Source organism: Paenibacillus sp. J22P59 (assembly GCF_059383895.1).
In genome coordinates, this window is sequence record NZ_JBXENX010000015.1 from 78,463 (window position 1) to 91,683 (window position 13,221).

Here is a 13,221-nt window from a genome sequence, read left to right on the forward strand (position 1 = left end):
AAGAAGACAAAGGAGAGGAAACCGCAATGGACATCGGATTATTAATGGAATACGGCTGGGTACTGCTTATCCTGATTGCAATTGAAGGTCTGCTCGCAGCGGATAATGCACTCGTACTCGCAATTATGGTCAAGCATCTTCCTGAGAAAGAACGTAAGAAAGCTCTATTTTATGGTCTCGCAGGCGCATTCGTCTTCCGGTTCGCTTCTTTATTCATCATCTCGTTCCTCGTAGATGTATGGCAGGTACAAGCTATTGGAGCCTTGTATTTATTATTTATCGCCTTAAACCATATCTTCCGAAAAGTCATATTCAAGAAGCATGAAGAAGTCAAAGAAAAAGAAGTTAAAAAAAGCGGCTTCTGGCTAACGGTTTTAAAAGTAGAGATTGCCGATATTGCCTTCGCAGTTGATTCCATCTTGGCAGCCGTGGCATTGGCTATGGCGCTTCCGACAACGAACCTGCCGAGTATTGGCGGCATGGATGGCGGACACTTCGCCGTTATCTTCATTGGCGGTTTCATTGGCCTCGTCATCATGCGATTCGCCGCAACAGCGTTCGTCAAGCTGCTTGAACGCAAGCCTGGACTTGAGCTCGCAGCCTTTGTCATCGTCGGCTGGGTAGGCGTGAAGCTAGCCGTCTATACCCTGTCACATCCGCAACTGGGAATTCTGCCAGAAGCATTCGCCAAGTCCCCTGCTTGGAAAATTACCTTCTATGTTGTACTCGTCTTAATCGCAGTGGTCGGCTGGTTCTTGTCAGGCGATAAAGATAAAAAAGAAATAACAGAACCCGCAAAGTAACCATCTATAATCAACAAAAAGACGATGCCCCATTCCAATGAATCGGGGCATCGTCTTTTTTCACATCATAGTCCTCTCGGTCAAACAACTTCATTATTGAAGCTTCTTCTCTCTTCTTCCCCATTGCATTGAAATGGCTAAGGCAACGAACAATACAATAGAAGCAAGCAAATAAGGCAAGCCAATATATACATCGAATAGAATGCCCGCAATTGCAGGTCCCGCTATGTTACCGAGGCTCGTATAAGAGGAGTTCATTCCAGCTACAAAGCCTTGCTCATCGCCCGCCAGGCGGGATAGCAGCGTACTGACAGCTGGTCGCAATATATCCGTCGCCAGAAAAATAATAAAGGTAACAAGCATAATCATCCAATACTTATTAGCGAACAGTGTAAGGAAAATAAACAAGCCCGCTATAGCAAGACACAGATGAATCACTCTTTTTTCTCCGAAACGATTAATGATCGCCCCAAAGGCGGTTACTTGGACAATTGCTCCCGAAATGGATCCTACGGTTATAATTATCGCAATATCCATAGGCGTGAAGCCGTATTTGGCATCTACGAACAATCCGAAGATCGTCTCGAAATTGGCTAAGCCAAAAGCTAGAACAAACACAATGATTAAACCAATAAAGTAGGTAGAACGATAGGACTTCACGAACTGTTGGATTAAATTCTCATTCTTATCTGATCTGGCTCTCGCCATCATTTGTTTATCCTTACTTAATGATTCCGGCAATAAGGTGAGGGACAGGAGCATAGCGAGCGCTGCTGCAATCGCCGCTGCATAGAAGGGAACTCGAATTCCGTAATTCGCCAGGAAGCCGCCAATGCCTGGCCCAATAATAAAGCCCGTCGAGATTGCGGCATTAATGAGGCCCATTCCTTTCCCCCGCTCCTCCGACGTGGTTATATCGGCTACATAAGCCATAATAGCTGGCGTTACGAAAGCCGCACCTACCCCGCCAAGCAGCCTTGATATGAGCAATAGCCACATAGAGTTAGCTAGTGCGAATAGAAGCTCCGATATAGAAAAAATAAACATACCGATTATAATCATTTTTCTTCTTCCGTATTGATCAGACCATCTGCCCACTAGTGGCGAGAATAATAGCTGAGTCAGTGAAAATAAAGCAATAAGCATCCCTACCATTGTTCCATTAATATGGAGTTCAGCCATATAGGTAGGCATAACAGGTATGACCAATCCGATTCCTGCGAAAGCCAAAAAGATATTGAACATTAAGAGCAGCATTGCGCCTTTATTGCGTGTTAATAATGACATATTTCACATTTCCTTTAATTCAGTTTAGTCTTGGCATCTGATGTCATCTCTACTGGATAACAATAAAACTATTATTGTTTTTTTAGTTTTCATATTTAGAAAAAGTCCTCCCCAGCGGGGAGAATTGACTAACTTTACTATGTGCTATGGCAACGGTGTTTTATGCGGCTCTTCGATAAGACCGAACAATAAAATATCTACGATGGAGTGCAGCGCCTCCGATACTGTAATGCTATTCTCCAAAAAAAATCGTCGATCCAACGTCGAATTCGCCGCATCAATGATTAATTTCATGACCATTGATATATTCCTCTTCACAATAAGGCCTTGCTCCATGCCCTCTAATATGAGTGATTGCAAAGCATCCCACTGGTTCAATGCCTTATGGAGTCTTTCCCACTGATCGGGATAATATCGTTTCATCTGCTCCAATATTCGTAGATCATAAAATTCATTGTACTCCGGAACAACCGTAATGGCTCGTCTAATCTTTTCTAATAGCGTAAGTTGATCATCTTGGATAATAAGGTCGGTCTTCTCGTCGAATTCCGCGAGTTCATGATCAATGATGGCATCCAATATCTCAACCTTCGAGGAGAAGTAACCATATAACGTACGCTTGCTAATTCCCAAACGCCTCGCCAAATCATCCATCGTGAACTTCATGCTTTTGTCATGAATTTCTTCTATGAATGCTCTCATGATCCTTGCTTGCATTATCATCCTCCTCAGAAAGAAAACTAATTACACAGAAATAGTTTTATCAGTATTCAAAATATACTCCAATTCATAAAAAAAATCAAGCTCAGCTTCGAGCTCGACTAAATACACTAGCCAATATAATTCCTAGCAGAAATCCCGAAATCGGGGCAACAACTAGCATTCCCAGCTTATTCGTGCTCTCAGACAAAAGCAGCTTTAAAATTACAGTAAGTATAGTGGTTAGGCCCACAATGCTCCAATAAACGGCCTTCGCATTTCCATGAACTGAAGTAATTCGAATGGACTCTGGGTTGCTTTTGCTTAATAAGAACAGAAGAACAAGCGCCTCGATTAAGAGTCCAATCAATGATAACGAATGCTGGAGTATTTTATATAAAGAGAGCCCATATAGCTGCTGCTGCAGAATTGAGAATCTAACTACAAAATAGCCTGTCTGATGAGTGAACGCATCCATCAGCACATGCGAGTAAAAGCCTATTATTACGGATACGATAAACACGCTCCAGCTTCGCAAGCTGTCCAGCTTCCAGCTCCCAAGCATTCCCTTAGCCCTTTCATCAAGCCTGTATACCGATGGAAGATGATCGCATAAGCTCTGCTTCACGACATTGTGAAATACATAAGCAAGCAAGAGACTTAATGGAATTGCCTGAAGCAATAGCCCCCATACAGAGTGTCCGATCCTCTGGTAGGGCTCCAGCATAATAAAATATTCAAAGTCAGGGGACATGCTGCCAAGAATAAGTCCTGTTAAACTAATATATTGAGGCTTAATCAGCTTGAGCGGCGCGGCATAGAGCGGATGAGCAAATGTAAATGGCAATAATGACGAGCCTCCTTCCAAATAGAACAAGAGCAATCCATACCACTATTTAATAAATGAAACTACAACCACTGTGATGAGCATAAGAACTGCCACACAGATTAGGAAGTAACCAAAAAACCTCAATGGTTTAGGTAACGTACTTATATCGACTTTTTTCAGCGGGCCTCCACCTTCGATGATTTGGAGTGGTTGTAAATCATTATTAAATGAATTGTCGTTATCTATTTCTTGAGTAATTGGATTTTTTTGCGTTTCATGTGTGTTATCTCTGTTATATTCAGCCATCATATCACCTCTCTTCTATTTCTTTCATTTCATTTTCTTCGTTTCATTAATACAAGTGTTATTAGAACGAGAGCAATCAATACAATTGGGATAGTTATCGTTAAAAGCAACCCTGAAGAAGCCTCTTTCCCGTCCTGTCCTGATGAAAGCTTTCCTTGCTCCGAAGCATTGCTGTCTGGCTCAATGCTCTCTTTTGAGGGTGCAGACAGAGGAATCTCTTTATCTTTCAAAAAGGCGATTTCTTTTGCAGATTCAGATACCTTATTACTGGGAGCACAGAGAGGATTCTCCCATACAGTCCCTTCCTTTTTCAGAAAGAACAAATATTGCTCGCCTACCTCGCTTGGTCCCCATAAGGCACCCCAGGTTATATTCTCATTCACAGAAAGGAGTGTCTGATCAATCGCTTTATAGCTCTTGACCACTTCCAGCTTCACTTCATTATGTTCCTTTTTCCTAATAACCTCTCTGACCTTACCAATGATAATACCGTCATACTTCTCGTAAGCCTCCTCTTTAGTGGGGAGCTCTACACAAGAAAGAGCGAATGCTTGTGAGGGAAGCAGCATCAGGAATAAAATCAATAGCAGCATTAGTTTTTTCACTACAGCACCATCCTTTTTATTACGGACGAAAAACAGAGTGAAAGGTTGCTTGCCTTTTATTTAGCGAACCAATCTTCGGCTTGCTTCCTATGTTCATCTGTAATGTGAATACTAATGATTTTATAAGCGGCCCAAAATGCGGCGGCATCATCCGTATAGCCTAGAACCAGAATAATATCAGGAATCAGGTCAATCGGAAGAATAATATAAGCGAGTGCACCCATTGCAGTTAATTTTGCTGATAACGGCGTTTTGCTATCCATGGCACAGTAGTACATGGCGACTGCATCCTTCGCAAAGGAAATTTTGGACGCCTGTTTTTTGATTTTTTTCAAAAAGCCCTTTTTCACATATTCCTCTTGCTTGTCACTGCCACCAATTCTGGAGGTCCAGGCATTCACATCTACTTTTTCCGTAAGAGGAAATTCGCTGCTTCTCTCTAGCGCGGCAACTAACTCATGATCTGACTCATAAGCCGCTAGCTCAACCTCATCACTAAATTTCACTTTACAAAACTCACAGGCTGCTTCCGTGAATTTATGCGTATCCACTGTATTCAATTGCCCGCAATTAGGACATTCCAATGTTTTATACATTCGATTATTCCCCTTTCCATTCTATATATCGTTTTCAATTGATCCTGTAATTATTTACCCCTGATCTATTAAAGCATCACATAGCGCATTCTTATTTAAACTTATAATATAACTTCCTATTTCGAGCATTATCTTCATTCCCCTTTATTCTCTTTTATTATTTGGAAAAATTTTATAAGCGGCTATTACCGTATACCTCGCAAATTCAAGCTCAAACTAACCCATAAAATGTGAACATAGGATTATTGAATGATAGCCAATATTATAAATTTGTCAACTTTGATTAACAGACATTCTCAAAGCAAATTTAGTTCAGTCGGGTAAAAAGACCACCGAAGACTATATCGCTTCGTACAAGCAGCCTGAGCTGTCTGACTAATCCGCAGCGGGGCTGTTAGGTTAAATGCAGATGGCAAAATCACAAAAAACTCGTCCTTTGCTTAGCAAGCACTGGACGAGTTTTTTCAACAATTTATTTCGTAATTACCTTTGAAAGGTTAGTCCTCTTTTCGCTTAACCATTCGTTATCGGTTTATCCATTTCAATACCTTCAATATTTGCTTTCTGCTAATCTTACCGCCAGTAAAACGATCGATTTGACGGAATGGCATGTTCAGAACAAAGTAGACATTATTCGCTAGCAAAGGTTTATTGATGGCATCAAAAAACTTTTTAAAGAAGTAAACAAGATGGTAAATGGTTTTTCCCAATATGTTCTTATATTTAGCTTGGGCAATCGTGTCGTTCAACCCAAGGTCCTGTTTCGGGTCCCAATACGGCGATGGAGGTTCGTAGCCTAACAAACGCTTATATTCCTCTGTAGGTACTGTATGCACCTCTCCGCTAAAATAATGAGGGAATTGCTCCTTTGTATGCTCACAAAAAACAGAATCACCCGCCAGCGTAATTCGTTCATGCAAATGAATAGATTCAATTGAGCTGCCGATTTGAATATCATAGGCTCCAGGCTCAACTGCCCAATCATGAATCGTCGGATTATAATACGACCAATCGCGCTCCTCCAGCATGATCGTGACACGTTTGCTTTCACCCGGCTGTAAGAACACCTTCTCGAAGCCCTTTAATTCTCGTTTCGGTCTGAATATAGACGAAGCATGCTTCTGGATGTACAGCTGCGCAACTTCTTCCCCGGCAACCTTACCTGTATTCGTAATGGTGAACGATGCCTTATGCTGATCAGCCGTTAGATCTCCATAGGCAAAGGTTGTATAGGACAGCCCATAGCCAAACGGGAACAGTACCGGTTTGCCAACGGTATCAAAATAACGGTAGCCGATAAAAATACCTTCAACATGCTCCGCCGTTGCCTCCTTGCCGGGATAATAAGGAGCAGATGAAACATCACGGTATGCGATCGGGAATGTCTCGCTAAGCTTGCCGCTTGGATTATAAGCTCCAAGTAAAACACTCGTTAGCGCTTCTGCGCTTCCTTGTCCAGATAAATAGGTATGAATAATAGCCTTCACATCGTGAACGAACGGCATTTCAATCGCGCCGCCGCCTGCAAGAATGACCACAATATTGGAATGGACCTTCGTCAATGCTTGCAGCAAGTCCAACTGGTTCTCGCGGAGCCCAAGGTGAGCACGGTCAATGCCTTCCGCTTCGCTGCCTTCATCCAATCCCAAGAACAACAGAACCGTATCCGCTTGCTCAGCCAACTTAACAGCTTCTCGTAACAGCCGCTCGCTATTACCGCCCATTCGTTTGAAGCCCTGTGCATATCCAACAATTTGCAAGCCAGATTGACCAAGCACATCACAGGCATTAGTCAGCTTGGCAGGATTAATCAGTGAACTTCCAGCACCCTGATACCGAGGGTTTTTGGCAAAATCGCCAATAATCGCAACCTTTTTATCCAATCCCAGCGGCAAAATATGTTCGTCATTCTTTAATAACACAATGGAACGTTTGGCAGCATCAATGGCTTGATCATGGTGCTCATCATAATCAATGCGCGGCGTGTCGTGATCGTTCAACTGAGTGGCAAACACCAGCTCTAACAGACGATGAACAGCCTCATCCAGCACTTCCTCGGCCAGCTCATTGCTTCTAACGGCTTGCACGATTTCTTGATCCGTAATCCCATTGGTCGAAGGCATTTCCAATTGATTGCCTGCTTTCAACCCTGCAACACGGTCATTATTGCCGCCCCAATCCGTAACAACCACGCCGTTGAAGCCCCATTCTCCATACAGAACATCCTGTAACAGATCATTGTTTTCGTTAGCGAATGTCCCATTAACTTTATTGTAAGAGGTCATGATGGTCTTCGGTTGGCCCTTCTCAACTACACGTCTGAACCCTTCCAAATACAGCTCTCTTAACGAACGTTCATCAACAACTTCATCAATCGTCATTCGCATATGCTCTTGGCTGTTGACCGCAAAATGCTTGGGGCATGCCGAAATGCCGTTGGCTTGAATGCCTTTAACCATCTCGCTCGCTAATTCTCCTGTTAAATAAGGGTCCTCGGAAAAATATTCAAAGTTGCGTCCGCATAACGGATTCCGCTTAATGTTTAGTCCTGGCCCCAGCAGCACGCTCACTTTTTCACTGGCTGCTTCTTTGCCGATTGCTTGACCGACATCATGAATCAATTGTCTGTCCCAGCTATTCGCCAAGGTTGCTGCCGTTGGGAAGCAAGTGGCTGGCAGACTTTTGTTCAAGCCTAAGTGGTCGGCCTTGCCTCCTTGCTTCCTTAGACCATGCGGCCCATCGGTCAGCATAATGCCTGGAATATTCAATCGTTCAATCGCTTTTGTATTCCAGAAATTTGCACCTGACATAAATGACGCTTTTTCTTCTAACGTCATGCTTTCGATTAATCCTCTATACTTCAAGCTGTTCACCCCACATTCAACCGCCTATTATTCGAATAAATAAGTTTGCAAAATCGTGTACAACACATGCTGAACACTTGTACGAACTCCGTTCGCAATGGCTGCAGGATCCTTCTCGTACGCTTGTTTTAACAGTTTTTCATTCTTGCTTGGCGTCATAATATCGAGCATGATGTCATTGCCTGCTACAACCGCATCCGGCGCTTTCATGAAACCAAAGACTGCATCGCTGGACACAAAACCATCAAAGCCCCATTCTTTACGCAGAACATCATTTAGCAAGATGGAATTTGCTCCTGCCCACTTTGTCCCGATAATCGAGAAACTGGACATCGCGCCTAGAGGGCGGCTCTCTTTGACCGTAATCTCAAAAGGCTTCAAGTAAATTTCACGAATCGCTTGCTCATTGGCCCATATCAGATTTCCTGAACGAGCATTTGTTTCTTGATCATTTAGCGCAAAGTGCTTCATGAAGGCAATAATACCTTGATCCTGCGCACCGTTTATCATAGCGGCTGCCATTTTTCCTGAAAGCAATGGATCTTCAGAGAAGTATTCGAAGTTACGGCCGCCTTGCGCCGTACGGTGAATATTCATGCCCGGTGAATACCAGCCTTGAATGCCATAGGCACGAGCTTCTTTGCCGACTGCTTCTCCCATTTGATAAGCCAGCTCGTTATTCCAGGTTGCTGCAATAACGATTTCTGATGGATAAGATGCTGCCTCGATTGGCTTAAAGAAATAACTAAATCCAGCCGGTCCGTCCATCAACAGCGTCTTCGGAACGCCTAACCGCTCTATTGCCATCGTTCGATATGCTCCGTTTGATACATAGTCGATCATTTCGTTTAAAGTAAACTGGTCCATGAAGGCTGTCCATTTCGGATCATTAAAGGCTAAGCCCTTCAAATCCTTCAATTCCAAGCCGTTATCCGCGCCAATGGTTGGCATTGCCAGCTTCGAAGCTTCCTTCTCTTTGGAGAATGCATCGAGCACATATTGAGGCGCTTTATGGCTGATATTATCATCAGAAGGATACGTATTCTTCCAATCATTACGTGATAGATATGTTAGTTCGCCTTTTGCCAGCTCAAAGCGATTCTCGTATTCCGTTCCAGTATTCTTATCTTCTTTATAAATTCTTTTCTCTGCCAGCTCAAGATCATAGCTTGCTACAATATCATGAACGTTGCGAGCTACTTTAATCGAATAAGTGCCCGGATCTAATACATACGCTTCTTCTACATTCATATCATAAGAAGCCATCTCTTCGGTAGAAAACGAAAGGGTAAGCACTTCAGATTGACCAGCTTCCAGCAGGGATGTCTTAGAATAGGCTCCCAATTCAATTGCCGATTTTTCTATGCCGCCCGCGATATATGGAGCAGAATAATACACTTGAACGACATCTTTCCCAGCTCTGTCTCCCACATTCTTCACTTCGACTTGCAGTTCAATCTTCTCTTCAGACAAGCTCTGATTCAGTACCTTCCATTCGAAATCGGTATAGCTTAATCCATGTCCATAAGGATATAACACCGTATTTCGATAGCCTTCTTCGTCATTTAAATAGAAGGTTTCATAGAAACGGTAACCAACAAAGATGCCTTCTTGATAGTTAAGGAATGAATATTTCAGATTATCATATTTGTAGTCTCCGAAATTCTCGCTTGCCGGAGCCGATGAATTATCATAGACATACGTATCGGTAATACGGCCCGATGGGTTAATATTTCCTGCTAAAATATTGCCTAGAGCATTTGCTCCATAAGGACCAGGCGTTCCAATCCACAATACAGACTTAATGGATTCATATTCCTCGACGAAACCAAGCTCCAGCGCATTCCCCGCATTAACCACTATCGTCACATTGTCAAAGCTTTTAGACACTTTTTCGATCAAGGCACGCTTATTCTCTGTCATTTTCAACTGCTCAGCAGTCGCATCGCTAGCTTCTGTACTCTCACTGGCAATGACAATTAAGGCATTTTCTGAATAAGCCTTCGCTTGGCTTATTGCTTCATCTGACAAATAATCAATGATCGGCTCATCACTGGAGTTTAAGCCGATCATGCCTTTTACTACTTGAGTAATTCCAGTGCTTCCTTTGGTGCCCACTCCCGCTTCTTCACCGACTTTTTGATACAGGCTATAAAGCTCTCTATTATACGAAATGCCGGCATTCTCCAAGCCTTCGAACAAATTAACTGCACGGGAAGTATCTCCAGCACCCGAGCCTCCGCCGCCATAACGCAATTCTAATGCCGCTACTCCGAAGACGTTAACCTTTTTATCCTGCAATGGCAGTTGCTTGTCTTCATTCTTCAATAGGACAATGCCTTCATTCGCGATGTCTTCCGCTATTTTCCCACCGTGCTCACGTGCTGCAAGCGCCTCAGGCGTGTCGGTTACGGCGGTAATATGCTTTCCTGACATAGCTTCGAGAATACTGAAAGCGAGTGGACCGAATTGTACGATCAATAATATCGCAATTACCGCTACTATTGACCAACCTGCAAAACGTCTTGGCCTATTCTTAATTTTGTTGTATCGCTTCACTTCTTTTTTCATCGCCTTGCGATCTTTGCGGCTTAGAGCTTTCAGCTCAGTCTTTCTTAGTTGTTGCTGCTCTTTGCGTAATTGCTTGTCCTGTTCTATTGCCGCTTTGCGTTCCGTTTCCGGCAGAGCGCTAATTTCTTGTTTGCGCTCCCGCAGCTTGGCTTTATCTTCCTTCACTTTTTGCACAATTTCCTTTTTCTTTGCTTGTTTGGCTTTGAAATACTCCAACACGGCGACCCCTCCGTCTTCATCTTTCATTTTTTCAAGTTTAATATAGCGCTTACATTTTAACTATGAGGAAGTTGCCGAAAAAAAAGCTAAATATTGCGTTCATCCGATTTGCTGCAGAAACGGATGAGCAATATTTAGCATTATTCGTTGGTCTTTTCTAAATCAATCATCACGATTCCGAAGAGTGGAACCTCGAATTCAAGCGTATAATCCCCCTTTATTCTCAGGAGTTCAACGCTTCTTGAAGGGCGATTGACTGCATTCCAATAGGCTATGTCCTCGAAGGACAACTTTTTACATTTCCTTAATTCAGCAAGGTCCAATCGCTGATCTATCTGCTCAGGCGTTAATCGTTGCTTGATCAATCGGTACGTTCCTTCCAGGTTTTCTAAATCCAGCTTTACATATATGTACGGACTTTTCGCCTTACGCCTGGTCGATTTGAATTGTTCATTATGCTGATTAATAATCAGGTGTACCTCTTCTTCTGGATATACGGTCAAAATGCGATAATTAAATTGCTGCTTGGTCACGATACAGGAATCGTTCTGGAACACAAGCTCATCAAATAGGCGGCTCACAAACTCTGTTGCATACCAATTGTCCTTGTAACGACCATCCAGTGTACATAATGACAGCTTACTAGCCAGCTCATCTGGAAAATACTCGAACAGTCTTGCCGAATCTAGTGATAACGGCGGAAAATAATCGCCTGCATTTTTGTTTTGATTCATTAGGCTTATGTATTGCCAAATATTCGCATTGGCTTGCGCAAGATCCGAATAGGCATGCAAATACTCATCATGTTCATATACCAGCATTCGATCCAAAATACGGTTTTGATCCTTCATGTTCTTATTTTCGCCAATAACTCGAATATAAGCTTCATCGAATAGATGATTAAGCGCAGCTTCGAGTGGAATCTTGCGCATACGTGTCCAGTCATCGATGCAATAGATAGCATTATGGCAGTCCATATCGAGCGGAACCGCATCCTCGGGCGGCATAGGAAAATGAATGACAACGTTCTTATATCCACTAAAGGTTGAAATAGCATTCACTAGTGGCAAACATAGCTCCCCGCTATTTTGCAATTCATAGAAACAACGGAATTCATATATCCAATCTTGGTTGGTCCTATAATTTTGTTGCAGATGAAGATTCAATTCTGTAATGACCGTTTGGAACCCGCCCTTATTTGAAAAGCCCCGCTCCTCCCAATCATCGAAATCTATTGATTGAAATTGAAGGTACGGATACATGCCGACAGCTACAATTTGCTGCAGCATTCGATCCAGCTCTCTAAATGAACAATCCAATTGGCCTTCGTTCCATTGGATGTCTACTTTTTTAATAATACGGGTAACCGCAACCCACTTCACGCCAAGACGTTGTTGCACTTCAAGCAATCGGCTATCCACAAGCTCGCCCTTTATTTTCAATACATGATTGACCTTTGCATATCGGCTGATCGTTTTATTCAGATCTAATTGAACCTCGATACGATCGGGGACAATAGGTGCAACAGTCGATAATTCACCTAAAGGCACATAAGGGGATAGCAATTCCAATACATCTTGGGACAGCCCCCCTTCAGCATGGTTCTGCACCGCTTTTATTAGGCGCTCTTCACGGAATTCAGCAGGCGTGAGCTTATACCTTATTTTAAATGCCTCATTAAAGGAGCGTACATTAGGGAACCCGTTAGCTAAAGCAATCGTAACAATTTTGTCATTCGTGCTTTCCAGCATTCGCAAGCTATGAAATAGTCGCACTTCTTTGATGTAATTTCCGATGGTAATCCCCAACTGTTTTTTGAAGGAATGCGCCAAGTAATATTTGCTGCTATAAAACTTTTCAGCGATTTCATCCAAGCTGAGCTTCTCGGCATAATTAACATTGATATACGATACAATTTCTTTCGTCTTATCGGAAGCGGCATGCGCTTGCTCTTTTTCGTCCGCCGACCCAAGATATCGATGCAGCAGTCCGATCAAACGCTTCACATACCCTTCGATCATATAGTCAGAACCGACCCCCGGATAATGCATTTCCACATACAAATACGCCATACTATTTTTGACAAGCTCATAGCCCTCTTTTTTGTAGACCATCGACAGTGGAATATTAAGCTTGAATAGCGGAAACTCCTCTTGATACTCATTGGTTAGAAACTTCACCGTAAGCGTCGCATTGTCCTCACTGCCAATGACACGAACAATATCCCCTTTATTCAGAACGAAAATATCGCCTGTCCGAATCAGTATATCCGAGCCGTTCCGCATAATTTCCAAATACCCAGAAAGAACAAACCATACCGTCAGCTCAGTCATAAGCAGAAAATCCACTTCCTCAATCGTCTCGATTGCGGCCAATACATTATTTTCAGATCCATTATTCTTCTTGTTCACAATCAACGATCTCCTCTTCCGATGTGAATAA

Annotated in this window: 10 protein-coding genes; 1 reads left to right on the forward strand and 9 read right to left on the reverse strand. The window is 42.9% G+C overall.

Annotated elements, in window-relative coordinates:
- Nucleotides 1–26: 26 nt before the first annotated feature.
- A complete protein-coding gene (locus AC50YO_RS21865; protein WP_494850305.1) occupies nucleotides 27–803 on the forward strand; it encodes a TerC family protein in 777 nt (258 codons plus the stop codon).
- A 93-nt stretch (nucleotides 804–896) separates the two neighbouring features.
- On the opposite strand, the gene AC50YO_RS21870 is transcribed toward AC50YO_RS21865, so the two are convergent.
- The 9 genes from AC50YO_RS21870 to AC50YO_RS21910 form a co-directional block, all read right to left on the reverse strand.
- On the reverse strand, nucleotides 897–2,090 hold the full coding sequence (locus AC50YO_RS21870) for an MFS transporter (RefSeq protein WP_494850306.1): 1,194 nt from the start codon (nucleotides 2,088–2,090) through the stop codon (nucleotides 897–899).
- Nucleotides 2,091–2,234: 144 nt separating this feature from the next.
- Entirely contained in the window at nucleotides 2,235–2,807 is a 573-nt protein-coding gene (locus AC50YO_RS21875; protein WP_494850307.1) for a TetR/AcrR family transcriptional regulator, read from the reverse strand.
- 88 nt (nucleotides 2,808–2,895) lie between these two features.
- Complete coding sequence (locus AC50YO_RS21880; protein WP_494850308.1) at nucleotides 2,896–3,636, reverse strand: DUF4184 family protein; 741 nt, start codon at nucleotides 3,634–3,636, stop codon at nucleotides 2,896–2,898.
- Between the two features lie 45 nt (nucleotides 3,637–3,681).
- Nucleotides 3,682–3,924 (reverse strand): hypothetical protein, encoded by a 243-nt coding sequence (locus AC50YO_RS21885; protein ID WP_494850309.1) that lies wholly within the window; start codon nucleotides 3,922–3,924, stop codon nucleotides 3,682–3,684.
- 29 nt (nucleotides 3,925–3,953) lie between these two features.
- Entirely contained in the window at nucleotides 3,954–4,529 is a 576-nt protein-coding gene (locus AC50YO_RS21890; RefSeq protein WP_494850311.1) for a hypothetical protein, read from the reverse strand.
- Nucleotides 4,530–4,585: 56 nt separating this feature from the next.
- Nucleotides 4,586–5,125, reverse strand: a complete 540-nt coding sequence (locus tag AC50YO_RS21895; RefSeq protein ID WP_494850312.1) for a YkvA family protein — start codon at nucleotides 5,123–5,125, stop codon at nucleotides 4,586–4,588.
- Between the two features lie 524 nt (nucleotides 5,126–5,649).
- Nucleotides 5,650–7,962, reverse strand: a complete 2,313-nt coding sequence (locus tag AC50YO_RS21900) for a glycoside hydrolase family 3 C-terminal domain-containing protein (protein ID WP_494850314.1) — start codon at nucleotides 7,960–7,962, stop codon at nucleotides 5,650–5,652.
- A 54-nt stretch (nucleotides 7,963–8,016) separates the two neighbouring features.
- Nucleotides 8,017–10,779, reverse strand: coding sequence for a glycoside hydrolase family 3 N-terminal domain-containing protein (locus tag AC50YO_RS21905; protein WP_494850316.1), 2,763 nt, complete (start codon nucleotides 10,777–10,779; stop codon nucleotides 8,017–8,019).
- 140 nt (nucleotides 10,780–10,919) lie between these two features.
- Nucleotides 10,920–13,190 (reverse strand): helix-turn-helix transcriptional regulator, encoded by a 2,271-nt coding sequence (locus AC50YO_RS21910; RefSeq protein WP_494850318.1) that lies wholly within the window; start codon nucleotides 13,188–13,190, stop codon nucleotides 10,920–10,922.
- Nucleotides 13,191–13,221: the final 31 nt, after the last annotated feature.

What these genes read in the sequence shown, in the direction of transcription:
- AC50YO_RS21865 (WP_494850305.1), top strand. Translation starts at nt 27, where the DNA reads ATGGACATCGGATTATTAATGGAATACGGCTGGGTACTGCTTATCCTG.
- AC50YO_RS21870 (WP_494850306.1), bottom strand. Translation starts at nt 2,090, where the DNA reads ATGTCATTATTAACACGCAATAAAGGCGCAATGCTGCTCTTAATGTTC.
- AC50YO_RS21875 (WP_494850307.1), bottom strand. Translation starts at nt 2,807, where the DNA reads ATGCAAGCAAGGATCATGAGAGCATTCATAGAAGAAATTCATGACAAA.
- AC50YO_RS21885 (WP_494850309.1), bottom strand. Translation starts at nt 3,924, where the DNA reads ATGGCTGAATATAACAGAGATAACACACATGAAACGCAAAAAAATCCA.
- AC50YO_RS21895 (WP_494850312.1), bottom strand. Translation starts at nt 5,125, where the DNA reads ATGTATAAAACATTGGAATGTCCTAATTGCGGGCAATTGAATACAGTG.
- AC50YO_RS21900 (WP_494850314.1), bottom strand. Translation starts at nt 7,962, where the DNA reads ATGACGTTAGAAGAAAAAGCGTCATTTATGTCAGGTGCAAATTTCTGG.